The sequence below is a fragment of the Haliea salexigens DSM 19537 genome, from assembly GCF_000423125.1.
GTDB lineage: Bacteria > Pseudomonadota > Gammaproteobacteria > Pseudomonadales > Halieaceae > Haliea > Haliea salexigens.
In genome coordinates this window covers 67,755-92,394 of record NZ_AUHJ01000011.1, presented here as the reverse complement: position 1 = coordinate 92,394, position 24,640 = coordinate 67,755, and the positions used below count along the sequence as shown (strand labels likewise).

Here is a 24,640-nt window from a genome sequence, read left to right as displayed (position 1 = left end):
TAAAATCACCTTATGCCGATCGACCATGGAGGCGCTGGTCGTTGTTCGCCTCTCTCCACATGGTGCAATATCTGACCTAAATACTGGGCGCCCGTGTCGGAAGAAAAACATTTGGACCAACTCGCAAGGTTCTGGCGCCGTAGCCTGGAGACCCCATCCGCCTCAACAACGTCGCTCAAAGTCTTAGTTAGAGATGCCACATCACCACTGCCGAAAACTCCGCCCACACCACTTGCCAAAACCGCCTCGGCGGCCCCACAGCGATCACTGCAGATCGCAGGCGTGCCAGCCATCAGCGCCTCCACTACCACAGCACCCCAGCCATCGTAACGACTGGGCAGCACCAAGCAGTCCACTTCGGCCATCAGTTTGTGCACATCCGCCATGGGCAGTCTGCCGATCCACTGCACCCGGTCGCCGAGCCTTTGTCGGGCTTTCTGTTGCAGCTCTGCGTCCAAAGGACCAGAGCCCACGGCCACCAATTTCACATCGCGGCGATGCATGGATGCCACCGTATCAATCAGCAGGTCCAGGCGCTTTAGCTGTATGAACTGCCCCACAAACAGCACTTTAAAAGGCGCTCCTGTCGTAGACTCAAGAGGTGCATGGGCTTGCAGCAATTCCGGCTCGGGCAGGAAGTAAGCAAAGGGGTAGACCTTGCTGGCGGACATGCCCCGATCAATCACCCACTGCCGGGTGCGCAGGCCCGTGGCCAATACACCCTCGAGGTGCGCGCGATACCGACTAAACCGCAGACGATAGGCAAGGCGCTTGGCGATACCGCGCCAGCCGCTGTCATCTACCGTCTCCATCACAACCCATTGTCGGCGCCCCAGCTGTGCCAAGCGCCGCTGCACCTGGCCGATCTGCCCGTTGCCGCGAATGCCCTGACAGATATGTACTGCCTGAGGAGGTGCCTGTTCCGCAAGAGCCAACGCACTGGCCGCATCTGGTACCAGCCGTAACTGGGCTGCACCCAATGAAGGAGGCTGCCAGCCCTGGGCTGCCCGCTGTGGTGTCATCTCGTGTTGGGCAACATAGACCACCCAGTGCCCACGATCTGCCATTGCTTTTGCAAGGCCGGCCATGTGAGGGCTGATGATCAGCTGCCAGAACCAGATCTGATGCTCCCTCATGGTTCGCTATTCCGCGCAGGTACATGTTTACCTACTGCAACCCCATCTATGCAACGCCTGCTGGGCCTGCGTTCCGATGTAGCTGCCCAGCAAATCAACACGAGGGACAGCAAGCCCACCCCCCCGGGAGAGAAGAAAGTGCTCTCACCCATATTCAGCAGCAGGGCCGTTGCAGTGATTGCCAGGGGAGTTACACCTGCTCTTGCGCCGTGACGAAGCAACCCAAAGAACCACAGGCCAACAACTGCCGCTATGATAATCCCAAGCTCTTCCAAGATCGCCAGTGGCAATACGCCTTTCTCAATGGAGGCACTCACAGGCAGCCCCAGAATCGGGTCGCGCTCCACTTGCATTTCGTGAGGTGCCGAAGCGATACCAAAACCAATCCCGGTAAACGGATGCAGAGTAACGTTCCGCCACATTTCGTCCATCAGGCCACCACGGGAACGATCATAGGCCTCGAGGACACTCTGCAACTCCCCTGCCCTGCCAGACTTGCTCAGATAGTGCTCCACCACGCCACTGAGGCGCGGCGCAAAGGCAACCGCCACAAACAAAACGGCGCCCAGAACCACCCAGACACGCTGACTGCGCAGGCCCGGCATAACTCCCCGCAAAGGGCGGCCGGAAAGAATGGGCGCACTGACTATGGCAACACACACGCCCAAGACCATGGCCAGACCGGCCGTGCGGGCCTCGGAAAGTACCACAAGCACCAGGGCTGCACCTGCCAGGCCGATAATCGACCAGGATGGGCGGGCTTGCGCAAACAGCTGGCTGGCCGCCCAAGTGCCAAGCAGCGCTATGGTTGGGCCAAAAGCTTGAGGATGATTCAGTATTCCCTGAAATCCTGTCGCATTGCGCAGATAGCCAAGTGGTGAGACAAGTAAGGGCAAGCTGATTAGCATTATTGCGATCAGCCCGCCAAAAATTTGATTTACGACGCGCTCGCGCTCCTCATTTGACAAGCCTTCCCATGCAGACATGAGCGTTGCAAGCACGAGCGTCCAGAGGATTGCTTTAAGAAGGGATACATCAGGTATCGTGCTGAAAAATATAGAGTGCAGAATAAACAAAAGCCCGAGGCCGCATACAGCTGCCACTGGTCGACTGACTCCGAAACTGCCGGAAATTATGCCACTGCGCAAGAATACAGAAAGCGTTGCACCGAGGATCACTACGTAGCGGCCGATGGATGCCAAGGATGCTTCCGCTCCTATGCCAGGACTAAGCATAGTGAAGAACCAAGAGAGGCACAGGGCTTGAATAGCTTGCGCTCTTCCTACAAGAGCATAACCACCAAGCATAAAGTAACTGAGGTTCGCGGTGGGTTCCGTGGCGCTTCGCATCAATATTGCAATAGCGACGAATAAGCATGCACCAAGTGATGGGTTGGGCGCCTTCACTAGAATGCTGGTCCATGCCCAATCGGTTTATTTGGCACACCTGCATGAATCTCGCGATCTGGAATATTGCTACGAACCAAGGTACCAGCAGCCACAATGCTTGCCTTACCAATTCTTACGCCGCCAAGAATCGTAGATGCCGCACCAATCCAAACGCCGTTTTCGATAGAAATCGACTTTGAGTGACCTTGCCCTGCCGCTTTTCCAGGGATGTTGTATAGCTCGTGGCTGCCAGTGATAAGCGTCACTCGCGGCGCGATGTCAACATCGCATCCAATTCGTACGCTCGCGCCCCCCCCTACTATCATTACCTGATGGCCTATCCAGGTTCCATCTCCGATCTCTAGGTCTCCCGTGAGGAGAAATTTTGCACTGGATACTATGCGGACATTTTCTCCAATCGTAGCACCAGCCCAGCGTAAGAGCTTCCTCTTTACTGCGAAAAGCCGCGTGGGAGGCATTAGCGCTGTGAGTAAATGATAGATATAGAGTCTGGAGCTCTTCATTTGTCAAATTAATCTTTTTCGTTTCGCGTGGATCAGAACCACGGTGAGCATCGTTAAAGCTGCGACACCGTGTGCGAATATCGCCCAGAACGTGGTTGTAGCAGGAGCAATGATCAAACAAGCCATTAGTGAGATAAATGAGATGCAACTGAACCACAACCAATGTAGCTGGCCATTCTTGGCTACAATTGCGTTTCCGATAGTGTTAATGGGTGCATTGAGAGCGGCGACTGCCAAAAATGCGGGAATCACATAAGCAAAGCTGCTGTACTGGCTGCCGTAGAGGCGAATAAGCCATGGCGCGAACAACAATCCGAAGAAGGCGAAAAGCACGGCCGGAACCACAGCCATTGCTGTGCCCCTTCGCACCACCTGTCGGAAATCACTTTCCCCGATGCGCACTAGGCGAGGAAGTAGCACTTTGGATACCATGCCTGGCAGGAACAACCCTAATGCGAACCACTGTAGGGCAATAGAGTAAAGGGCAAACTCTATTTCTCCACTAGCGGCAAAAATCAGCCGTCCAACGATCCAGGCGATTGACCCACTCAAAACCGAGACCAAAAACATCGGGCCAGCGAACCAAAGGATTTTATGTATTTCAGCCAAAGACCACCTGCAAGTGCTCGCGAAAACTGATATGCCGGTGGTTTGGAAGATCACGATATACTGGCCAACAATTTGAATTAACAGCCCGAGAACAATTCCCAACATTCCAAGCGTCGGCTCTTGTTGAATTGAAGCTAAAGTTGTAAAAGAAAGCATAGCGAACGCTGAAAATAACGAAACCAGACTGGCCTGTCGGTATTTCTCTAATCCTAGAATCCCCCCCCCCGGGACGATTCCCAATACAGTGACTGCAACCCCGATAGCGATTAACCAATGAGGAACCGGTAAGCCGGAATCGATCAACGCGCGAGGTAGCATCAAAATCGCAAAGAACGCAGCTATGGACATGAAAGTTGAAATTGCTACGAGCAACCCCACCGGCGGCAAAACCGAGCTCTGCTCGTCCGCGCCAATCTCAGCGAAAAAGCGCGAGGCGGCAACTCCAAAGCCCATCGCGGCATAAGTGGATAACATTACTACTGTCATCTGAAAGTAACTGTAAGAAGCAAACCCTTCAGTCGTCAGACTCCGAGCGAGAATAATACTACATAGCATTAAGCTGCCACGTTGCAGCAAATGGCTGAAGGCAGACCAGAATGCATTGTTGAGTAGAGCACGAAAGCTCATGATTGCACTTTATGGCAGTCGTCTAAGCTTCGTATCAAAAGCTTAGCCAGCATGAAGGGGAGAAGCCGATGATGACGACGGCTGTTTGTTCTGGTGCCTTGTGATGCATCGTGGCCTTTACCCGGAAGTTTGTGGATTCATTTGCTGCCGCGGGGCTGGGCGACTTCGGTCTTGAGGCGCTCAATCTCCCCCTTCAGCGCCTCGTACTCCGCCAGCTTCTGCTTGAGGAAGTGCGCGGTAAGGCGGGTCTTTGCCCTTACGCCATTGGGCGTCAGGAGGTAGGCGTATTTCAGCTTGTTCGGGTTGCCGCTGAAATTGTCCATCTTCACCCAGCCCTTCTCCACCAGAGCCCTCAGACAATAATTTAGGCCACCCAAGCTGATGCCTAGCTCGCTGGCCATCTGTCGCTGGGTGATATCGGGCTGGCCCTGAAGCAGTCGCAGCACTCTAAGATCTTGTTCCGTCTGACTCATATTGGTTTTATTGGGTGCGTTGCCGCAGGAGCGGGCAGGCTACCGCAGAGAATGCATCATTTACTGGCGTTCCCTAGGTAGTGCTCTGCCCAGCTTTTAGATGTCATTGTTCAGTCGCTGAACAGGCTAGCGAGGGATTGCAGGGATTGCAAGCACAGCATGCTATCGACTGCGCCCGATGGTAACCTAGCTTGGTTATTGTGCAAGCTGACGCTTTCTTTCAACGGATGAGGGGGTAGATTCTCAGCCGACAAGCCCCCCCTGATCATATTCACGCATAGTCCGACCTTGGCATTCAGAGCAATCATCACTGGCATTACCGGGCAGGACTGCTCTTATCTGGCAGAGCTCCTGCTCGAAAAAGGCTACGACGTTCACGTCATCGAGCGCCGAACCTTGCTGTACAATTCCCAGAGTTGGCGCATATCCACCAGAATCCGCATGCCGACAACCAGCGCTTTATTCTCCACGACGGTGATTTGACGGATTATTCCAGCCTCAACCGCATTATCCAGCAGCTGCAGCCGGGTTAGGTCTACAACCTGGCGTCCAGAGCAGGTGACGATGAGTTTCGAGGCGCCGGAGCATCCGGCGGCTATAGAGGCGATGGGCACGCCGCGCATCCTGGAGGCGATCCGCCTGCTGGGGCTGGAGCGCAGAACGCGCTTTTAACAGGCGTCGACGTCGGAGCTTTAAGGGCTGGTGCAGGAGACGCCCCAGGACGAGACGACGCCCTTCTACCCTCGCTCGCCCTATGCGGTGGCCAAGCTGTACGCTTACTGGATCACGGTCAACTACCGCAAGGCGTATGAGATGTACGCCTGCAGCGGGACCGCGCGAAGGACCATGTGATCGCCACAGGCTTGCAGTATTCCGTGCGCGAGTTCGTGCGCTGGAGTGCCGCGGAGCTGGGCTTAGAGCTTCGCTTTGAAGGTGTAGGGCTGAAGGAGACCAGCATTACTGGCAGCAATGCGCCGGCCCTAGCGCCGGGGGCAGTGATTGCGTGGGTGGACCCGCGCTATTTCCGCCCGGCGGAGGTGGTGGTCTGGGGCTCCGGCCCCCGCTGCGTGAGGTGCTCCACGTCGACGACATCGCCGCCGCCTGCGGAGGACCTTCGGCTGTCTCACGCACCAATTGCTGAACAACGTTATGGCAAGCCATCGGGAAACGAGAAAGTTAAAGCTCCACATCATCAATCTCCACCCCAACCACATGCTCCCGCCCCAGCAGCGCCAGCAACACCTGCACCCGCTCCTCTCCCCGCCGCATCTGATACACCGCCCCAAGCCCCGCAAAGGGCCCCCGAACAATCCGCACGGAATCGCCCGCGACAAAAGCCAAGGGGGTCTCGCCTGCGGCCCCGACATTGTCCTGCAACATCTCCACGCTCCCGGCGGGCATGGGCGGGCTACGCAACCCGAAGCGCACCAGGCTTCGCACCCCCACAGTGGATCTGATCGGAGCCGTGTTATCAGCTTCCAGATCGAGTGCTACGAAAAGATAGCCCGGAAACAGTGGCTCAGTCACTTCCTGCCAGCGCCCCTGCCGCCGCTTGCGCAGTCGGATCTCCGGCAGGCACACCTCGTGACCCTGTCGCTCCAGATTCGCGCGGGCAGAAACCTCCATGCGCGGGCGCGTCGCCACCGCATACCATTGTCGGCCAGAGTCAGTCATGCAGTCAGGTTTCTGCCTAAATCTCTTGATTCTCCTGTATCTGCCGGTGACTTACAAACATACTGTGTTGGTCTTTTCACAAACCCGGCTGTATCTTTTCTCCACGGTCAGAATCCCAAAACCCCATGTCACCAACGCTAATGCAAGCCACGCTAGCCTTCTGCCTGACGCTGTTCTGCATCTGGGCCCTGAGCCCCATTGCCACGCGCCTGGGATTAGTAGATGCTCCCAATCACCGCAAACAGCACGAAGGCTCCATCCCGCTGGTCGGTGGCATCGCCATCTACCTGGCACTGCTGGTGGCCACTCTCCTTTGGGGGCAGACCCAGGGGGGCAACGAGGGGCTGAGAACCGACATAATTTATGTTTTCCTGGCGGCCGGGGGCATGCTGGTGGTACTGGGAATACTGGATGATCGCTACAATCTGAGCGTGCTTACCAGGGTCTTGGCCGAAATCGGCGTGGCGCTGTTTTTGATCGAAAGCCTGGAGCTGCGGTTGTCCAACCTGGGCGATTTCGCGGGGCTGGGCAAGGTCAAACTCAGCGCTTGGCTCAGCTACCCCTTCACCGTGCTGATCATCTTCGTTGTGATCAACGCCTACAACATGCTAGACGGCATGGACGGCCTGCTGGGAATAATCGTACTGATCACGATTTTTGCTTTCCACTTGTTCAGCGGATTGCCGCCTGGCCTGATTACGATTGTTGTGAGCGCCGCATTGGTGGCGTTCCTCATCTCCAACCTGGGGCTGGCGCCGTTCATCCCGAAATCCTTCCTGGGGGACGCGGGTTCCAAGCTGCTGGGCTTCATCGTTGTAGCCCTGACCCTATCCGTTACGTCCGCCCAGATCGGCCAGGTTCGCTATCTGCAGCCGATAACCGCCGTGTACCTCCTCGGCCTGCCCTTGTTCGACATGGCCTTTACCACACTGCGCCGGCTACAGAGCGGCAAATCCCCGATCCGAGCGGATAATACTCACATCCACCACCTGCTGCGGGCGCTGGGATTGTCGGAAAAGCGAGCATTGCTATTGATCTGTAGCGTGGGTGCTTCCATCCCTCTTCTCGGCCTGATGCTGGCAAGGGCGAACACGCCGGAATCCTACCAGTTCAGCATTCTGGTGGGTGCCTTTATCCTGTACTCTATCGTCATGAGTCAGGCTTGGTATGTAGCGAGCAAACGGACGCAGCAGGTTTCAATAAACAAGGTCACCATTGAACTCAACCCCACGGACAACGCATGACGCAACCCGGCAACCATCCTTCGCTATCGCAGCTACCGCCGCCCGCGTGGGCCGATGACGAAATCGACCTGTTCGAGCTCGTCGTGGGCCTGTGGCGGCGCAAGTGGGTGGTACTGGCCGTTATCGCGGTGGCGCTCGCGCTCGCGGCAGCCTATCTTTTGCTTACCACCCCTGTGTACGAATCCTCCGCCCGCCTGCGCCCCCCTCTCGCCTCGCAGCTCGCAGCCATCAACGAAACCGGTCAGCTGACACTTAGCCCTGAAGAAGCCTTTGGCCGCGTAATCTTTGAAGCGCGGGCCATAAGCACGCAACGGCAGGTTTTTGATGCATTCAAGGAGCGCTTTCTCAATTCAAACGCTCGTAGCGATGCGCTAGCTGAACAATACTTTCTGCTCAACTTTCTGCCGGCTTCTTCGACCAAGGTTGACGGTTCGGGCAAAAATGATGTTTTAGCCGAAACCACAGCAACTATTACATTTAAACACGCTGACAACCAGTTCGCCGCCGATATCTCCAATGCGCTTGCGACCGCCGCACGGAGTAGAGCGCGTGCAGGCGTGCTGGATGACTTGCGGGTAGTCATGGAGACCCGCATCCGGGTGTTGGAATCCCGAATTGTCCTCGGCGCTGACGAGCTTAAGAGGAACGATCAGGACACGGTCGTGCAACTACAAGAGGCGGATGAACTGCGCCGGAGGGACCTGCAAGACCAGATTGCCGCCTTAACACGTAAAACCCGTCAATTGCGACTGGACAAAATCACCGAGCTGCAAGAGGCCTTGGCCATTGCTCAGAGCCTCGGAATTGAGGACCCCGTGACAATGCACATGATGTCAAACCGCGACGGCGGCAATGAATCTGTGGCTTTCCGGGCGGAGCTTTCAGACGGCACACGGGACCCCCTCTATCTGCGCGGCAGCCGTATGCTGGAGGCCGAACTTGCCGCCCTGGAACAAAGAACGTCGGATGCTCACATGGAGCCACGCCTGCGAGATCTGCAGGAGCAGCTGGATCTGCTGGAGAAAAATCGCCGCATTGAGCTGCTGCAAGGCCGAGAAAACTACGAGGCACTAGCCGAGAATACCGGTGCTCTGCGCGCGGAAATCACCCAGTTGCGTAATTTCCTTGCGGCAAGCTACGCCGATGTAAAAATGGCCAGAGTGGACAAAGAAGCTGTTGCGCGCAAAACGCCAATCCGCCCCAAAAAGGCACTGACGGTGGCGATTGCACTCATTGCGGGCACAATGCTCGGCATATTAATAGCTTTGGTTATGGCTGCCGTGCAGAACCGCCGCCAGCCCCCACCGGCTGCCGATACTGCGCAATAACCTCTTCAGGGGCACCCTCAGCGCGCAGTTGCCCCTGTTCAATCCACACCGCCCGGTCGCAAAGCGCCTTCAGCTGACCTTCGGCGTGCGAGACAAACACGACAGTCTGCTCGCCGCCCAGGCGCTGCTGCATGGCGCCCAGCGCCTTGTCGCGAAACTGCGCATCCCCCACGCTCAACACTTCGTCAATCAGCAGGATATCCACGCGCGTGAGCAGGCCACTGGCAAACCCCAACCGGGCGCGCATACCCGAGGAATAGGTTTTCACCGGCTCCTCGAAGGAGTCACCCAGTTCGGTAAACTCGCGAATCTCGTCGAGGCTGGCCAGAGCATCGCGTTTGCTCACACCCTGCAGCATGGCGGAAAGCAGGGCATTGTCGCGACCAGAGAGGGAATCCTGGAAGCCCAGCCCCAGGCTGAGCAGTGCGCAGCTGGCCCCCGCACGGCGGCGGATCAGCCCCTGGCGAGGCTCGATAATGCCGGCCATCAGGCGCAGCATGGTGGTCTTGCCGGCACCGTTGCGACCGACAATCCCCAGGGTATCCCCTGGCATCACGCACAGCGAAACATTGTCCAGTACATGGTGCAGTCCGTGATCAAAACTGTTTTTGCGGGCCATGTAGTGGTGCGACACCCCCACCAGCTCCAGCATCGGCTGCCCGCTCATGAGGTGATCACCCGCAGCGCAATGAACCGGCTGTGGCGACGCAGCAAAAACAGCCCCGCCAGGGCAACCAGCAGCGCAATACCGCCCACAATGGCCAGGTGCACCGCATTGGGTGCTATTTCGGCCAGCATGATCTGCCGGTAGGCATCGAGCAAGAACGCCAGCGGATTCAGCGTGAGCACCCAGTGCGTCATGGCGGGGTCCAGATCACGCGGGTCCCAGAACACGCCTGACGTAAACATGAGAAAAATCGTCGCCATTGATATGAACACGTGGAAATCGAACACCCAGCACACGAGATACGCCGCGAACAGGGAACAGGCTACAATCAACAGGTAATTCACGAGCATCACCGGCAGCAGCCAGCCCCACACCAGGGAGGGCGTATAGCCCTTGGCAAAGAGCACCACAAAAAGCAGGAGGAAAACAGCCGCCTGTTTGTAGAGGCCCTCCTGAATGGTGGCCAGGGGGAACAGGCTTTTGGGAATATCCACCCGGCCGACGAGCCCCTTGCTACCCAGAATGCTGCGCGACGCCTGGTTCAATGACTTGGAAAACCAGACAAAAGCCAGCTGGCCACACATCAGGAACACCACAAAATCTTCCTTGCGGTTCTGCAAGATAAGCTCGAACACCACATAGAACACCAGCACGTACAGCAGGGGTTCCAACACCCACCAGATATAGCCGAAAAAATAACGCGAGGCATCGGCCTTCAGGGACAGGCGCGCCATGGTGTCGATGAGAGTGGCGTAGTGCGAGAGTGTCATGCGGACATCGGGTAGCTCATGGATAACGGGCGGCAGTATAGCAGCCGCTGCACGTGATGTGCGCGACTGCTGGGCGTGCTCCGGACCGCCCCGGGCGCACGATGCGCCACAACCTGAATGCGTACACTTTGGTGCGCAGGGCCCGTACAATGCCCCCATGAAAACTGCCCACACGCCCCGCAAACGCTTCGGCCAGAACTTCCTGCAGGATGCCGGAGTCATCGCCGGCATCGCCAACGCCATACATCCACAGGCCGGCGAACACGTGGTGGAAATCGGCCCCGGCCAGGGTGCACTGACGGCGGCGCTGATCAACCGCGACATACGCTTCGACGTGGTGGAGCTGGACCGCGACCTGACCACGGGCCTGCTCGCTGCCTTCAGCATCTACCCCGGCTTCAAGCTGCACAGCGCAGACGCACTGGCCTTCGACTTCGCGGCGCTGGCGCGCGATGGCGTGCCGCTGCGCGTTGTGGGCAACCTGCCCTACAACATTTCCACGCCACTGCTGTTTCGCCTGCTGGAATTCGCGCCGCTGGTGCAGGATATGCATTTCATGCTGCAGCTGGAGGTCGTCAACCGTCTGGCCGCTGCGCCGGGCAACAAGCACTGGGGGCGCCTCGGCATCATGGCCCAATACCACTGCGCGGTGGAGCACCTGTTCGATGTGCCGCCGGAAGCCTTCTATCCGCCACCGAAAGTACAATCCGCCATCGTCAGGCTAACCCCGTACCAACAATCGCCGTGGCCAGAGTGTGAGGAAGGCAGCCTGCGCCGCATTGTTCAGTCCGCGTTCGCCCAGCGCCGCAAAACCCTGCGCAACAATTTAAAAGGTATACTCGCGGACCATGACCTGGAGCAGCTCGGGATCGACCCTGGCGCGCGCGCCGAAACGCTGGAGCTGCTGGACTTTATACGCCTGGCCAACCACCTGAGCGACGAATGAAAAGCATGGAAACCAACGCACCCGGCACTTTCGACCCCACTCTGGTGAACATTGATGTGGTCACCAGCTATCTTGCTCGCCACTCCCGCCCAGCGGACCAGCAATACACCTTTGCCTACACCATCACGATTCGCAACACGGGCAGTGAGCCGGTACAACTGCTCTCGCGGCACTGGATCATCACTGACGCCGATGGCAGCCAGCAGGAAGTGCGCGGAGAGGGCGTGGTTGGAGAACAACCGGTGATACAGCCGGGAGCCTATTTCCGCTACACCAGCGGCACAACGCTCGCCACGCCGGTGGGTTTCATGGAGGGCAGCTACACCATGGTCGTTGCCACAGGGCATGAACAGAAAGTGGACAGCTCCCACCGCTTTGATGTGCCGATTCGCGCCTTCACCCTCCACACCCCGACCGCGTTGAACTGAGGTTCCGGGGTGGCAACCTATGCAGTCGGCGATATCCAGGGGTGCCTGCAGCCACTCAAACACCTGCTCAAGCGCGTGCAGTTCAACCCCGACCGCGATGTGCTCTGGTCAGTCGGCGACATCGTCAACCGCGGGCCCAAGTGCCTGAAAACACTACGCTTCCTGTACGATATGCGCGACAACCTGGTGATGGTGCTGGGCAACCATGACCTGCACCTGCTGGCGGTTGCCGCCGGGGTGCGATCGCCCTCACCCTCTGACACGCTGGGCAAGATTCTCGCCGCACCGGACCGCGACAGGCTCATGAACTGGCTGGCGCACCGCCCCCTGCTGCACTACGAGCACGGTTACACCATGGTGCATGCGGGTATCCCCCCGCAGTGGAGTGTGGAAGACGCGATGCACCGTGCCTGGGAAGTGGAGGCGGTACTGCAGAGCCCGGACTGCATCGCGTTTCTTGCCGCCATGTACGGCAACGAGCCGGCCGTGTGGTCGGATGATCTGCAGGGTATGGACCGACTGCGGGTGATCACGAACTACCTGACGCGCATGCGCTACTGCACCAAAAAGGGCGTTCTCGACCTGGTCAGCAAAGGGCCCATCCCCAACCCGCGGCCCGAAGCCGACAGCAAGAAGGTTTCTCCCTGGTTCAGTCACAAGGCGCGCAAAACAGCGGGGGACAAGATCATCTTCGGGCACTGGGCATCCATCGAGGGTTCAACTGACAGCCCGAACACGATTGGTCTCGACACCGGCTGCGTCTGGGGGGGCGCCATGACCCTGTACAACCTGGATACCGGCGAGCGCACCTGCTGCCCGTGCAAGAACGGCCGCTGCCGCAAGTGAACATCTATCTGGTCGGCGGTGCGGTGCGCGATGCGCTGCTGGACTACCCCTGCAGCGAACGCGACTGGGTGGTGGTGGGAGCGACACCGGAGACCCTGCTGGACCAAGGGTATCAACAGGTGGGCAAGGACTTCCCCGTGTTTCTACACCCTGAAACAAAGGAAGAGCACGCACTGGCTCGCACAGAGCGCAAGCAGGGGCACGGCTACACCGGCTTTGCTGTGCATTGCGACCCCGCGGTCACGCTGGAAGAAGACCTGCTTCGCCGCGATCTGACCATCAATGCCATGGCCCGAGACGAAGCAGGCCACATTATTGACCCCTATGGCGGGCAAGAGGACCTGCGGCAGCGTGTGTTGCGCCACGTGTCCGACGCGTTCGTGGAAGACCCGCTGCGGGTACTGCGCACGGCGCGTTTCGCCGCCCGCTATGCCCACCTCGGGTTTTCGGTGGCGGTGGAAACGCTGGAATTGATGACGGAGATTGTGAGTCAGGGCGAATTGGCGCACCTGCCGGCGGAGCGCGTGTGGGTAGAAACGCAGAAAGCCCTAGGTGAGCGCAGCCCCGACGTCTTTATTACCGTACTCCGCGACTGCGGCGCGCTGCGTGCCCTGTTGCCCGAAGTGGACGCCCTGTTCGGAGTGCCGCAAAGCCCGCAGTACCACCCGGAAGTCGATACGGGCCTGCACACCCTGATGGTGTTGCAACAGGCGGCGCTGCTAAGCCCGGCCGCCGACGTGCGCTTTGCCGCCCTGCTCCACGACCTCGGCAAGGGCATCACACCACAGGCCGAGTGGCCGCGGCATATCGCACACGAGCAGCGCGGCATCGCCCTGGTGCGCGATGTCTGTGAGCGCTTACGCGCGCCCAATCAGTACCGGGACCTGGCCCTGCAGGTCTGTGAGTTTCACCTGCTCTGCCACCGCGCGCAGGAACTGCGCGGCAAAACGCTGCTCAAACTGCTGCGCGGCACCGGCGCACTGCGTCAACCGGACCGGTTCGACGCTTTTCTGGCGGCCTGTGAAGCAGACGCACGCGGGCGTGCCGGCAGTGAATTGAAAGCCTATCCGCAGGCGGACTATCTGCGCGAAGCCTTGCGCCGGGCGCAGTCGGTCAGCGCCGAAGGCTTCGTGGCGCAAGGGCTCAGTGGCAAGGCCATCGGCGAGGCGCTGGCGGCGGAGCAGACCCGGCTGCTCGACGACATGCGCAAATAAGCAGCTACTCTGCCCGCGATATCCAGCGCCCCTGCCAGGCAAAATCCACCCGCACCAGTGTCTGACTTTGCTGCTGGTAGCCGCGCCAGAGCGTCGCATAGCTCAGGCCTTTGCCCGGGTGCAAGGCGGTCGGCGCCAGTTCGGCCAGGGGGCGCAAAACAAAAGCGTTGTCCAGAATCTCCCCGCGCGGCAGGTTGATACCGTCGTGCTCACCCACGAGATCACCGTAGGTGAGGATATCAATATCCAGGCGTCGGGCGGAAAAGCGGGTCGCGTGCAAAGGGCGTCCGTGCTCAGTCTCGATCTGCCGCAGACGCGCCGCCATGGTGGCGAGTGGCAGGCTTGTGTCTGCCGCGACCACCATGTTCAGAAAAGGCTGGCCATCAAAACCGATGGCCGCGCTGTCGTAAACCGGCGACAGCTCGAGCGCACCAAACAGGGCCTGCAGGGCATCCAGGCCGGCTACCAGGTAGTGCTCACGCTCTATATTACTGCCGAGCCCCAGGAACACCTGCGTCACGCCGGCATAACCCCGCGCTCGATCAACACGCCCACATCGCGCGCCTGAAGCACTGCGCCGGGCTTGCACACCCGCAGGCGCAGCCAGGGTACGGCGAACTCCGCCAACACCCGTTCGGCGAGCTGCTCGGCGAGCGCTTCCAGCAACTCGAAGCGCGAGGCTTCAACCAGGTCAATCACCCGCTGCGACACCGCCGCGTAGTCCAGCGCCCGCGCGATGGCGTCACCCTCGGCGGCCGGCCGGTTGTCCCAGGCCATCTCGAGGTCGATCAGGAGAGTTTGGCGGATACCGCGCTCCCAATCGTAAACGCCGATAACGGCGTCGGCGCGCAGTTCGCGGATGAAGACGATGTCTACCACCGGGGCTGTTCCGGCGCCGCGCAGGGGCGACTACAAGTATCTCGGGGCATAGTGAGGGCCTTGAAAATGCAGTAGGGCATGATACTGGCATCAAAGGCGCCGGGCCAGTAACCGCCCGCCAGGTGCAAACTAAAGCGGGGCCAACTCGGTCATCGGCCAGCGCGGCCGCACAGTTGTGGCGGGGCCGTCCATCTGCCCTGCCGCCAGCCGCTGGGCGCCGGCATAGGCGATCATGGCGCCATTATCCGTGCAGAATTGTGGGGCCGGGTAGAAAACGCGGGCGCCCAACTTCGCCAGGGCAGCCTGCAACTGTGCCCGCAGGTTGCGGTTGGCGCTGACACCACCCGCCATAACCAGCGTTGACAGCCCCTCCTGCTCCAGCGCGCGACGACATTTGATCACCAGTGTGGCGACAACCGCCTCTTCGAACGCGCGGGCAATATCGCACTTGTCCTGATCAGTCAGGCCGGTCTCGTCGCGGCAGGCATTCACGGTGTTCAGCGTGAACGTCTTGAGGCCACTGAAGCTGAAGTCGAGACCGGGGCGATTCACCATGGGGCGGGGGAAATCAAAGCGCGCCGCGTCGCCCGACTCAGCCAGGCGGGCAATGTGTGGACCGCCGGGGTAGGGCAGGCCGAGCATTTTGGCCGCCTTGTCAAAGGCTTCACCTGCGGCATCGTCAAGCGATTCACCCAACAACCGGTACTGGCCAATACCATCGACGCGCACCAGCTGGGTGTGCCCCCCGGAGACCAGTAGGGCGACAAACGGGTACTGCGGATGCTCGTCCTCCAGCATGGGCGCCAGCAGGTGCCCTTCCATATGATGCACACCCAGCGCCGGGATGCTCCAGGACCAGGCCAGTGTCTGGGCCAGGGTGGCACCCACCATGAGAGCCCCCACCAGCCCGGGGCCCGCCGTGTAGGCAATGCCATCCAGTTCCTCGGGGGTAGTTGCCGCGTCCTGCATGACCTGCTGCACAAGCGGCAGCGCCTTGCGCACGTGATCACGCGACGCCAGCTCCGGCACCACGCCACCGTACTCGACATGGATATCCACCTGGCTGAACAGGGCGTGCGCCAGCAGCCCACGCCGGGTATCGAAGATGGCCACGCCGGTTTCGTCGCAGGAGGTCTCGAGGCCCAGAATTCGCATTGCCGCTCCCTGTTTTTGGCAGGGTGCGATAATAGCGGGTTGCCGGCGCGGGCGCGAGGCGCACTGCACCCGGCGTGGCTCGCAGGTTGGCAACCCCGGGGCCTGCCAAACCGCCCGAAACCCGCCTCACCGGGCTTTGCAAATACCGTCACATGGGTATAGAATGCGCGACCTTTTACGGCTCAACGCCCCCGGAACGGGCGTGCAGGCCACGAGCAGACGAAACAGGTAAAGAGTTAATGCCGCATATCAAACTGAAGGAAAACGAGCCCTTTGACGTCGCCCTGCGCCGTTTCAAGCGCTCCTGCGAAAAAGCTGGCGTACTGGCTGAAGTGCGCAAGCGTGAGCACTACGAGAAGCCCACAACCACCCGCAAGCGCGCTGCAGCCGCTGCTGTAAAGCGCCACCTGAAGAAGCTGTCACGGGAAAACCGCAAGCGCGTCCGCTTGTATTGATCCCCTCCCCGGCAGCACCCAGGCACCTTCGCCCATGAGCAGCGCCACACTCACTGATACCGTCAAGGCCGCCATGAAAGCGGCCATGAAGGCACGTGACAAGGAGCGCCTGGGCACTATCCGGCTGATACAGTCGGAGTTCAAGCGTATAGAAGTTGACGAGCGCATCGAAATCGATGACGCCCGCGCCCTCGCCGTTCTCGACAAAATGATCAAGCAGCGCCGCGACTCGGCGCAGCAGTATCAAGCAGCCGAGCGCCCCGAGCTCGCCGCCCAGGAAGAGCGGGAAATTGCTGTTATCCAGGAATTCCTGCCCAGCCAGCTGAGCGAAGCCGAGCTCGACGAGTTGATCGATGCCGCCATCGCCCGCGCCGAGGGCAGCGGCATGCAGGCCATGGGGCCCGTGATGGCAGAGCTCAAGCCACAACTGCAGGGCCGCGCTGATGTCGGCGCCGTCAGCAAGCTGGTCAAGGCGCGCCTGACCGCCTGAGCGGTTGCCACCCCGACCCGGCCCATACCCGAAACTAGCGTCCGCATTGCGGCCCGTCCGCCTGCACACCGCTGACAAGCCTCTGCCACCGTGCTTCAATGGCCGGCTACACTGAGCACTGCTGACCCTCTGATGGCCGGACGCATTCCACAAAAGTTCCTCGACGACCTGCTCGACCGCGTGGATATCGTGGAGGTGATAGACCGCCGGGTGAAACTGAAGAAAACCGGCAAGAACTACAGCGCCCGCTGCCCCTTTCACGAGGAAAAAACCCCCTCTTTCAGCGTCAACCCCGACAAGCAGTTCTACTACTGTTTTGGCTGCGGTGCCGGCGGCAATGCCCTCGGCTTTGTCATGGATTACGAGAATGTGGACTTCCCCCAGGCGGTGGAGACGCTGGCCGGCAGCCTGGGCCTGGAAGTACCTCGGGAGCAGTCACGCCCGGGCAGCTCGCAACCGAGCCGCGAGGAGACCGGAAAGCCACTGTATGCGCTGCTGGAACAGGCCGCACGCTACTACCAGAAGCAGCTGCGCACCCACCCCGACGCCAGCCGCGCCGTCACCTACCTCAAGCAGCGCGGCCTTACCGGTGAGATTGCCAAGCGCTTTGACTTGGGCTTCGCCCCGCCGGGCTGGGATAACCTCCTGCAGGCCCTGGGCAACAGCGAGGAGCAGCGCAAACTGCTGCTCGAGGCCGGCATGCTGGTGCAGAACGAGGCCGGGCGTACCTATGACCGCTTTCGGGACCGCGTCATGTTTCCCATCCGGGATCAGCGTGGCCGCATTATCGCCTTCGGCGGCCGGGTGCTCGGCGACGACAAGCCCAAGTACCTGAACTCGCCCGAAACCCCGGTCTTCTCCAAGGGACGCGAGCTCTACGGGCTCTACCAGGCGCGCCAGGCGAACCGCAAGCTGGAGCGGGTACTGGTGGTGGAAGGCTACATGGATGTGATCGCGCTGGCGCAGCACGATATCACCCAGGCCACAGCGACTCTGGGTACCGCCACCAGCCAGACCCACCTCGAGCGGCTGTATCGGCTGACACCGGAAGTGGTGTTCTGCTTCGACGGCGATGCCGCAGGACGCAAGGCGGCACTGCGCGCACTGGAGACCGTCCTGCCGTGCATGGAAGACGGCCGTCAGGCGCGCTTCCTGTTCCTGGATGAGGGCGAGGACCCGGACACACTGGTGCGCAAGCTCGGCAGCGAGGCCTTCCGCGAGCTGGTCAAGCGCGCCACACCGCTGGAGGCGTTCCTGTTTGACGCGGTGAGCGAAGGTCTGGATACGGCCACTCTGGAAGGGCGCGCACGCCTGAGCAAACTCGCGCTTCCCTGGCTGCGCCAGCTCCCGGACGGCGTGTTCCGTCAACTCATGTTCCGCGCCCTCGCCGAGCGCACCGGCCTCACCGTGGCCGAACTGATGCATCTGGAGGCGCCGCCACCGCCCTCCAGCGCGCCCCCGCAAGAGCCTCCGCCGAGCGGGGAGACGGGGAACCGGGGCCCGCGGCAGCGCAGCCCCACCAGCCGTGCGCCGCTGGGCTATTCGAACCTGGCCCAGGCCGCCATCGCCCTGCTTCTGCACCAACCGGATATCGCGCCGCGCGTGGAACTGGAACCACTGACAGCGCTGGAAGGCGACGACATCGTGCTGCTGCGCGAGCTGCTGGACCTGCTGCAGCGCCGCCCCGACTCCAATACCGCCATGCTGCTGGGCCACTGGTACGGTACGCCCGAAGGTGAACTGCTGAGCAGGCTGGCGGGAGAGGAGCGCCTGATCCCGCGCGAAGGGATTGAAAAACAGTTCACCGATACCCTGGCGACGCTGGTACAGCGGCCCCAGCGCAGCAAGCTGTCGGCTCGGGTCGACAAACTGAAAGCGACCAACTACGCTGACATGAGCGAAGCGGACAAGCAGCAACTCCGGGAGTTGCTCAAGGAAAAACAGCGCCTCGATGAGGCACGCAAGAAGTCCTGAATCCTCGCCACCCACGTGAACGCGCTGCAATTATTACCGGGGATTGCACTGGAGGGGAGGCTCCGTTCCGGCTATAATTTCCGGCTACGTTTTTTTTGTATTTTATTCGAAGGTGTCCGCCGAATGACCAACGCCGCCCAACAGCAGTCCCGGCTCAAGGATCTTATCGCCCGAGGCAAGGATCAGGGCTACCTGACCTACTCCGAAGTCAACGACCACCTGCCGGAGGATATTTCGGATCCGGATCAGGTTGAAGACATCATTCAGATGATCAATGACATGGGTATCCAGGTGTTCGAAGTGGCACCGGACGCCGATGAACTGCTGATGACCGAAGGCGACAGCTCTGCCGATGACATCGCCGCGGCAGAAGCCGCTGCGGCACTCGCCGCCGTGGAAACAGAAGCCGGCCGCACCACTGACCCCGTGCGCATGTACATGCGCGAAATGGGCACCGTTGAGCTGCTTACCCGCGAAGGCGAGATCGTGATCGCCAAGCGCATCGAAGAAGGTATCCGCGAGTTGATGGCGGCCCTCGCCCACTACCCCGGCGCCGTCAAGCAGATTCTCGATGAATACGATCAGGTCACTCGCGAAGAGCGCCGCCTCGGCGACGTGATGATCGGCTATCTTGACCCGGCAGACCACGTGCCGTCCGCTGCCGAAGTGGCAGAAAGCAACAATAACAACGATCAGGACGATTCCGATGAGGAGACCGAGTCCGGCCCCGATCCGGTAGAAGCGAAAAAGCGCTTCACGGCCCTCAAGCGCCAGTTCACGAAAACCGAGAAGGCGATTGCTGCCAAAGGCCGCAACGACAAAACCACCATCAAGGAAATGGAAAAGCTGGGCGAGCTGTTCAAGTTCTTCAAGCTGACACCGCGGGTGTTCGACCCCCTGATGGAGTCGCCGCGCGCGGTGCTGACTGCCGTGCGCGAGCAGGAACGCCAGATCATGACCATCGCTATCCGCGACTGTGGCATGCCGCGCAAGGATTTCATTACCTCGTTCCAGGGCTCCGAGTCGGATCTCAAGTGGATCACGCGGCAGACGAAGGGCAAGAAAGACTATGTTCCGCGCCTCATCGCACAGAAGGACACCATTCTGCGCCTGCAGCGCCGCATTATTGCCGTGGAAGAGCAGTGCGGCCTGTCGGTCAACGAAATCAAGGACATCAACCGCCGTATGTCCATGGGCGAGGCCCGTGCGCGCCGCGCCAAGAAGGAAATGGTCGAGGCCAACCTGCGCCTGGTGATCTCCATCGCCAAGAAATACACCAATCGGGGACTGCAGTTCCTCGACCTCATTCAGGAAGGCAACATCGGCCTGATGAAGGCCGTAGACAAGTTCGAATACCGCCGCGGCTACAAGTTCTCCACTTACGCCACCTGGTGGATACGCCAGGCGATTACCCGCTCGATTGCCGACCAGGCGCGCACCATTCGCATACCGGTGCACATGATCGAGACGATCAACAAGCTGAACCGGATTTCACGCCAGATGCTGCAGGAAATGGGCCGCGAGCCCACGCCGGAAGAGCTTGGCGAGCGCATGGATATGCCCGAAGACAAAGTGCGCAAGGTCCTGAAGATCGCCAAGGAACCCATTTCCATGGAGACCCCCATTGGTGATGATGAAGACTCGCACCTGGGCGACTTCATTGAGGACAGCACGATCAGCTCGCCCATCGAGGCCGCCACGGGCCAGGGGCTGCAAGAAGCCACCAAGGATGTACTGGCGGGCCTGACCGCCCGGGAGGCCAAGGTGCTGCGCATGCGTTTCGGCATCGACATGAACACCGACCACACGCTGGAAGAAGTGGGCAAGCAATTCGACGTGACCCGCGAGCGAATCCGCCAGATAGAAGCCAAGGCACTGCGCAAGCTGCGCCACCCTACACGCTCGGACTATCTGCGCAGCTTCCTGGACGAGTAACCCGCAAGGCTGTCGCGACGGGCCATGGACGGCTCGCCGCCAGTGCCCGCCGCTGTACCGCTGGAGCCTGAACATGCCCCTCTCACTGTGCATGATCGTCAAGGACGAAGCGTTTTTCCTTCACGACTGCCTGGCCGCTGCCGCCCCCCACGTCGACGAGCTGGTTGTGGTAGACACCGGCTCCACTGACGGTAGCAAAGGCATCGCCGCCGAGTTCACCGACCGCGTATTCGATTACACCTGGCACGATGACTACGCCGCTGCACGCAACTACTCCCTGGAGCAGGCACGCTGCGACTGGATTCTGGTACTGGACGCGGATGAGCTGATCACTCCCACAGACTTCGCCGCGCTGCGCAGGCTGACCGAGAGTACAACGCTGGATGGCTTTTTCCTGCAGCAGTGCAACTACAACAACGACCAGTCGGCTTTTGGCTGGCAACCGGCGCAGGACCTGACGCTCAGCCGCGGATTCACTGGCTTCACCGTCAACCCCATTCTGCGCCTGTTCCGCAACCGGCCCGACATCCGCTACGCCGGCAGCATCCACGAGACCGTTGACGCGGCCATAGCGGAAGACCGACAAGGCACGCTCGATATGCCTATTCACCACTATATTGACGCCAACCCGGCGAGGCCGCGTGCCGCACGCTCGCTGCGCTATCTGGAATTGATGGAGCGCGAACTGGCGGCTGCGCCCAGCGGCAGGCTTTACAGCATCGCCGCAACCAGCGCCATGTATCACGCCAACGACTGCGCGCGCGCGCGTGACTATTTTATGCGAGCCGCGGAACTGGGCTATCGCCCCGGCCACAGCCTCGAAGGCGCGGCGGAGGCCTGCTACCGCGCACAGGATTTCGGCGCCGCCAACGACCTCTACCAACGCGCAGACGCCGCCGGGCACCGCACACCCTCCATGTGCCTGAACCGGGCCAACCTCGCCGTCAAGGCGGGGGACCATCAGCGCGCGGCCGCACTGCTGCAGGCGTGCCTGGACCTGGGCGGGTTGAGTGCGGAGATCAATGACGTGATTCAGCGCAATATCGAGAGCCTGCAGGCGCGCTCGGGCAAGCATAGCGCCTGAGCAAAATACGCTGCGACCAAGCACCACCGTGTCCTGCCGCGAGCCGCAAATTGACACGCCCCCTTCATGACCTACGCTTAACGCATGCCGATATCTGTCTCACTGGCATCGCCCTCATAACAATTACAGGAAATAGTGCCATGAAATCAGTAACTTATGCCATAACAGCAGCGCTCGCCCTAGCCGGCGCCACAGCCGCGCCGAGTTTCGCCCAGAACGCCATGAACGCACAACCCGTTGAACTCTATGCCTGCACCTTCAAGGAGGGAAAGGGGTTTGGCGACCTCGAGAACGCCAACAAGGATCTGAAAAAGTGGGCGTCCAAACACAGCCGCGGCTATAACGCCTGGATGATTACTCCTCAGTTCCGTGCCGGAGAGGAAGCCTTCGACGTCGGTTTTATCGGCGCATACGCCAACGCCGAGCAGTTCGGCTCGCAGATGGACAAGTGGGTAAACGAATCGGGAGACGTGTCACAGGCGTATGTCGACGCCCTCGACTGCAGTCACGGATTGATGGCGTCCTATACCGTGCTGCCCCCCGAGGGAGGCCCCGGTGATGGCGTCGTCTGGTTTGCTCGCTGCTCCCTCGACGACGACAGCAGCATGGCCGACGCGATGGCCGGCCACACAACGGTCAGTGACATGATGGTGGAGATGGAGGCGCCCGGCGCGAGCTGGATGTTTGCGCCATCTCTGGGCGGTGGTGATGCCGAATTTGACTATTACCACGTAGCCGCATGGCCATCCTATCCTGCACTGGGCAAAGCCTTTGAGGCGTACATGAACGGCGGCGGGATAGCCAGGGCCAACGCCGCGATGGACGATGTGTCACACTGCAGCTCGCCCAACCTCTATGATGCAGTGAATATTGTTGCCGCCCCCTAGAGAGCCACATCCACCGCAATCATCGCTCCATTCGGGGCTGTGACTGCGGTGGGTTCTTCTTTATAATCCCACCCCTTGCTTTATCGGGCCTATAGCTCAGTTGGTCAGAGCAGTCGACTCATAATCGATTGGTCCCAGGTTCAAGTCCTGGTGGGCCCACCATTTTTGCAGTGTCCTAAGTAAGCCCCAGGGGCAGGTGTTGAAGGCGACGCACGAAAATGCTGCGCGCATACACAGGCGGTTGCCCCGCAATGCAGCCTGGCTGCCTGCCGTCGGCCAGCAGTTCTTCCAGCACGATTCTGGCTTCCAGCCGAGCAAGGCTCGCGCCGATGCAGAAATGCAGCCCGCGACCGAAACCCAGGTGCTGCCGAGAGTGCTTGCGATCAAGCCGCAGCACATCCGGGTCGCTGAAGCGCTCCGGGTCACGATTGGCTGAAGCCCACAAAAGCATGAGCCTGTCACCGGGGGCGAGTTCGTAGCCACCCAGACTGCAAGGCCGACGCACTGACCGGTAGTGAAACTTGAAGGGCGGCTCAAGCCGGATGACCTCCTCCACAAACAATGGCGCCAGCTCGGGTTTTTCCCGTATCTGGTCTGCCATGTCGGGAGCCTGAGCCAGACGGTAGAGCATCGAGCCAATCAAGGCGGCGGTCGATTCACCACCCGCGCCAAACAGGATGACCGCCATTCCCAGTGCCTGCTCTCTGTCAACCTCACCGCTTACGACAGCCCCGGCAAGCGTATGCAATATCGGTGCGGTGTCCGAGTCGTCGATGTTGGCCAGGGCATGGTCAAGATGCTTGCCCAGATAGGCCGACATATTGGCGGTTTCATTGGCCAGAAATTCCAGCCTTTCACTGGTAATTTGTCCTGCGAGAATATCCCCGCCCATCATCGCCCAGACGCGGTGCTGCGGCAGGTCCTCTTGCGGCAGCCCGAGCAAATGCGCCACGGCCCGGGCCGGCACCTGTTCAGCGACTGCGGCAAAATCCCCAGACCCTGCGTCAAGCAGCGGTTGCAATGTGGCAGTCGTCCACCGCCTGAGCAGAGGTTCCATCGCCTTGATCTGCGATGCGAGAAAAGCCGGTTGGAGTATGCTGCGGTGCACGGCATGCTGCGGGTCGTCAGCTGTCGCGATGACTTCGTTGGCGCGACTTGAAGGAAGCTCAAAGCACTGTGGCTGTCCATCAGGGCCACGGTATAGCACGCCGGTAAGATTGGCAGAAAAATCTGCTTCCCGTTTGAGCACCTCCTCAATAAGCGACCAGTTTGCCACAGTGTGAACGCCCGAAGCGTGGATGCGGGCGAGTGGCGCATCCTGACGCAAACGCGCATAGAGCTGCTGCGGGTTGCTGATGGCCTCATCGGACAATATCTCGTCCGGTTCCGGGGAATAGAGTGGCGCCCGCATAAGAACAGGGTCGTGGTGCCTATGCGCCGACATGTTCAACCTCCACATGCAGCCTGCTCAACCGAATCTCACGGATTCGCCAGTCTCCCTCCCACAGCACATAACGCTCGTGATAGTGGCCGTAGCCGTGCAGAAAGCGAAAGGGTAAAGGTGAGTCGGGGCCGGGCCACAGTTTATCCTCCATCGCCCAGATACCGGTCGCCTCGGCGGCTGACAGGACATCGATTTCCGGCGAATGCCCATGGTGCACGGTAATCACGCCCTGCAGCGCTGGGGCGAGGCCGGCAACGTAGGCCGCAGCTCCGAAAATAAGCTGGGATTCATCGCGCTGGCCGCTGGCGTCGCGCATATCGGCCACCAGATCCGGCGCGAACACCGCTTCGTAACCCGCCCAGTCCTTGCAGTCCAGGGTACGGAAATATCGCCCCTTGAGCTGATGGACTGCGTTCACGATGAGCATCCGTTCAAGTTCGGTCATTATTCTTCTCCGTTCACT

27 protein-coding genes, 1 tRNA gene and 1 pseudogene are annotated in these 24,640 nt (G+C 60.2%); 16 read left to right on the top strand and 13 right to left on the bottom strand.

What is annotated here, in order from left to right:
• Positions 1–5 precede the first annotated feature (5 nt).
• From G533_RS0113405 to G533_RS0113390, 5 genes are all read right to left on the bottom strand, one after another.
• The gene (locus tag G533_RS0113405; protein ID WP_027950392.1) at positions 6–1,136 is read right to left on the bottom strand and encodes a glycosyltransferase family 4 protein; all 1,131 of its coding nucleotides are present in this window, start codon (positions 1,134–1,136) and stop codon (positions 6–8) included.
• Positions 1,133–2,338, bottom strand: coding sequence for a hypothetical protein (locus G533_RS22035; RefSeq protein WP_144079880.1), 1,206 nt, complete (start codon positions 2,336–2,338; stop codon positions 1,133–1,135). Before G533_RS22035 ends, G533_RS0113405 begins: the two co-directional genes overlap by 4 nt.
• A 203-nt stretch (positions 2,339–2,541) precedes the next feature.
• Positions 2,542–2,790 (bottom strand): LbetaH domain-containing protein, encoded by a 249-nt coding sequence (locus G533_RS24835; protein ID WP_158413422.1) that lies wholly within the window; start codon positions 2,788–2,790, stop codon positions 2,542–2,544.
• A 261-nt stretch (positions 2,791–3,051) separates the two neighbouring features.
• A complete protein-coding gene (locus G533_RS0113395) occupies positions 3,052–4,284 on the bottom strand; it encodes an oligosaccharide flippase family protein (protein WP_027950391.1) in 1,233 nt (410 codons plus the stop codon).
• Positions 4,285–4,421: 137 nt separating this feature from the next.
• A complete protein-coding gene (locus tag G533_RS0113390) occupies positions 4,422–4,757 on the bottom strand; it encodes a MarR family EPS-associated transcriptional regulator (protein WP_027950390.1) in 336 nt (111 codons plus the stop codon).
• Between the two features lie 288 nt (positions 4,758–5,045).
• On the opposite strand from G533_RS0113390, the gene G533_RS25155 reads away from it, so the two are divergent.
• From G533_RS25155 to G533_RS25145, 3 genes and pseudogenes are all read left to right on the top strand, one after another.
• Complete coding sequence (locus G533_RS25155) at positions 5,046–5,240, top strand: GDP-mannose 4,6-dehydratase (protein ID WP_240472438.1); 195 nt, start codon at positions 5,046–5,048, stop codon at positions 5,238–5,240.
• 219 nt (positions 5,241–5,459) lie between these two features.
• Entirely contained in the window at positions 5,460–5,609 is a 150-nt protein-coding gene (locus G533_RS25285) for a GDP-mannose 4,6-dehydratase (protein ID WP_338035406.1), read from the top strand.
• Positions 5,606–5,737: pseudogene (locus tag G533_RS25145) on the top strand (GDP-mannose 4,6-dehydratase); the annotation flags it as partial. The gene G533_RS25285 and the pseudogene G533_RS25145, both read left to right, overlap by 4 nt.
• Positions 5,738–5,933: 196 nt before the next feature.
• Here G533_RS25145 and G533_RS0113365 read toward each other — a convergent pair.
• Positions 5,934–6,431: a transcription termination/antitermination NusG family protein gene (locus G533_RS0113365; protein WP_027950388.1), complete on the bottom strand. Its 498-nt coding sequence runs from the start codon at positions 6,429–6,431 to the stop codon at positions 5,934–5,936.
• 140 nt (positions 6,432–6,571) lie between these two features.
• Here G533_RS0113365 and G533_RS0113360 point away from each other — a divergent pair, with 140 nt between their 5' ends.
• Together G533_RS0113360 and G533_RS0113355 are read left to right on the top strand one after the other, a co-directional pair.
• Positions 6,572–7,675, top strand: coding sequence for an MraY family glycosyltransferase (locus G533_RS0113360; protein WP_027950387.1), 1,104 nt, complete (start codon positions 6,572–6,574; stop codon positions 7,673–7,675).
• Positions 7,672–9,003 (top strand): Wzz/FepE/Etk N-terminal domain-containing protein, encoded by a 1,332-nt coding sequence (locus G533_RS0113355; protein ID WP_027950386.1) that lies wholly within the window; start codon positions 7,672–7,674, stop codon positions 9,001–9,003. Before G533_RS0113360 ends, G533_RS0113355 begins: the two co-directional genes overlap by 4 nt.
• Here the strand turns inward: G533_RS0113355 and G533_RS0113350 are convergent.
• Both G533_RS0113350 and G533_RS0113345 read right to left on the bottom strand, forming a co-directional pair.
• Positions 8,945–9,670, bottom strand: a complete 726-nt coding sequence (locus tag G533_RS0113350) for an ABC transporter ATP-binding protein (RefSeq protein WP_035528134.1) — start codon at positions 9,668–9,670, stop codon at positions 8,945–8,947. The genes G533_RS0113355 and G533_RS0113350 overlap by 59 nt on opposite strands.
• Positions 9,667–10,440, bottom strand: coding sequence for an ABC transporter permease (locus G533_RS0113345; protein WP_027950384.1), 774 nt, complete (start codon positions 10,438–10,440; stop codon positions 9,667–9,669). Before G533_RS0113345 ends, G533_RS0113350 begins: the two co-directional genes overlap by 4 nt.
• A 157-nt stretch (positions 10,441–10,597) precedes the next feature.
• Here G533_RS0113345 and rsmA point away from each other — a divergent pair, with 157 nt between their 5' ends.
• Genes rsmA through G533_RS0113325 form a run of 4 tightly spaced genes read left to right on the top strand, consistent with a single transcriptional unit; the run spans position 10,598 to position 13,874 of the window.
• Positions 10,598–11,386 (top strand): 16S rRNA (adenine(1518)-N(6)/adenine(1519)-N(6))-dimethyltransferase RsmA, encoded by a 789-nt coding sequence (rsmA, locus tag G533_RS0113340; RefSeq protein WP_027950383.1) that lies wholly within the window; start codon positions 10,598–10,600, stop codon positions 11,384–11,386.
• Positions 11,383–11,814: a Co2+/Mg2+ efflux protein ApaG gene (apaG, locus tag G533_RS0113335; protein WP_240472437.1), complete on the top strand. Its 432-nt coding sequence runs from the start codon at positions 11,383–11,385 to the stop codon at positions 11,812–11,814. The genes rsmA and apaG overlap by 4 nt, the downstream gene beginning before the upstream one ends.
• 9 nt (positions 11,815–11,823) lie before the next feature.
• On the top strand, positions 11,824–12,660 hold the full coding sequence (locus G533_RS0113330) for a symmetrical bis(5'-nucleosyl)-tetraphosphatase (RefSeq protein ID WP_027950381.1): 837 nt from the start codon (positions 11,824–11,826) through the stop codon (positions 12,658–12,660).
• Entirely contained in the window at positions 12,657–13,874 is a 1,218-nt protein-coding gene (locus tag G533_RS0113325; protein WP_027950380.1) for a multifunctional CCA addition/repair protein, read from the top strand. Before G533_RS0113330 ends, G533_RS0113325 begins: the two co-directional genes overlap by 4 nt.
• 4 nt (positions 13,875–13,878) lie before the next feature.
• Here the strand turns inward: G533_RS0113325 and folK are convergent, their stop codons facing one another.
• The 3 genes from folK to tsaD all read right to left on the bottom strand — a co-directional run bounded on the left by folK (position 13,879) and on the right by tsaD (position 15,908).
• Positions 13,879–14,394 carry a 2-amino-4-hydroxy-6-hydroxymethyldihydropteridine diphosphokinase gene (gene folK, locus G533_RS0113320; protein ID WP_027950379.1) on the bottom strand — a complete coding sequence of 172 codons (516 nt, stop codon included), beginning with the start codon at positions 14,392–14,394 and terminating at the stop codon, positions 13,879–13,881.
• The gene (gene folB / locus G533_RS0113315) at positions 14,391–14,753 is read right to left on the bottom strand and encodes a dihydroneopterin aldolase (RefSeq protein WP_027950378.1); all 363 of its coding nucleotides are present in this window, start codon (positions 14,751–14,753) and stop codon (positions 14,391–14,393) included. Before folB ends, folK begins: the two co-directional genes overlap by 4 nt.
• A 129-nt stretch (positions 14,754–14,882) precedes the next feature.
• Positions 14,883–15,908, bottom strand: coding sequence for a tRNA (adenosine(37)-N6)-threonylcarbamoyltransferase complex transferase subunit TsaD (gene tsaD / locus G533_RS0113310; protein WP_027950377.1), 1,026 nt, complete (start codon positions 15,906–15,908; stop codon positions 14,883–14,885).
• Positions 15,909–16,147: 239 nt separating this feature from the next.
• On the opposite strand from tsaD, the gene rpsU reads away from it, so the two are divergent.
• From rpsU to G533_RS0113275, 7 genes are all read left to right on the top strand, one after another.
• A complete protein-coding gene (gene rpsU, locus G533_RS0113305) occupies positions 16,148–16,363 on the top strand; it encodes a 30S ribosomal protein S21 (protein ID WP_027950376.1) in 216 nt (71 codons plus the stop codon).
• Between the two features lie 34 nt (positions 16,364–16,397).
• On the top strand, positions 16,398–16,853 hold the full coding sequence (locus G533_RS0113300; RefSeq protein WP_027950375.1) for a GatB/YqeY domain-containing protein: 456 nt from the start codon (positions 16,398–16,400) through the stop codon (positions 16,851–16,853).
• Between the two features lie 132 nt (positions 16,854–16,985).
• The gene (gene dnaG / locus G533_RS0113295) at positions 16,986–18,827 is read left to right on the top strand and encodes a DNA primase (RefSeq protein ID WP_027950374.1); all 1,842 of its coding nucleotides are present in this window, start codon (positions 16,986–16,988) and stop codon (positions 18,825–18,827) included.
• Between the two features lie 123 nt (positions 18,828–18,950).
• On the top strand, positions 18,951–20,762 hold the full coding sequence (gene rpoD, locus G533_RS0113290) for an RNA polymerase sigma factor RpoD (RefSeq protein ID WP_027950373.1): 1,812 nt from the start codon (positions 18,951–18,953) through the stop codon (positions 20,760–20,762).
• A gap of 73 nt (positions 20,763–20,835) precedes the next feature.
• Positions 20,836–21,846, top strand: a complete 1,011-nt coding sequence (locus tag G533_RS23585) for a glycosyltransferase family 2 protein (protein ID WP_027950372.1) — start codon at positions 20,836–20,838, stop codon at positions 21,844–21,846.
• Positions 21,847–21,986: 140 nt separating this feature from the next.
• On the top strand, positions 21,987–22,733 hold the full coding sequence (locus tag G533_RS22020) for a hypothetical protein (RefSeq protein ID WP_051230342.1): 747 nt from the start codon (positions 21,987–21,989) through the stop codon (positions 22,731–22,733).
• Between the two features lie 85 nt (positions 22,734–22,818).
• Positions 22,819–22,895, top strand: a tRNA-Ile gene (locus G533_RS0113275).
• Between the two features lie 13 nt (positions 22,896–22,908).
• Here G533_RS0113275 and G533_RS0113270 read toward each other — a convergent pair.
• On the bottom strand, positions 22,909–24,177 hold the full coding sequence (locus tag G533_RS0113270) for a cytochrome P450 (protein ID WP_158413421.1): 1,269 nt from the start codon (positions 24,175–24,177) through the stop codon (positions 22,909–22,911).
• The gene (locus G533_RS0113265) at positions 24,164–24,622 is read right to left on the bottom strand and encodes a nuclear transport factor 2 family protein (RefSeq protein ID WP_027950370.1); all 459 of its coding nucleotides are present in this window, start codon (positions 24,620–24,622) and stop codon (positions 24,164–24,166) included. The genes G533_RS0113270 and G533_RS0113265 overlap by 14 nt, the downstream gene beginning before the upstream one ends.
• Positions 24,623–24,640 lie beyond the last annotated feature (18 nt).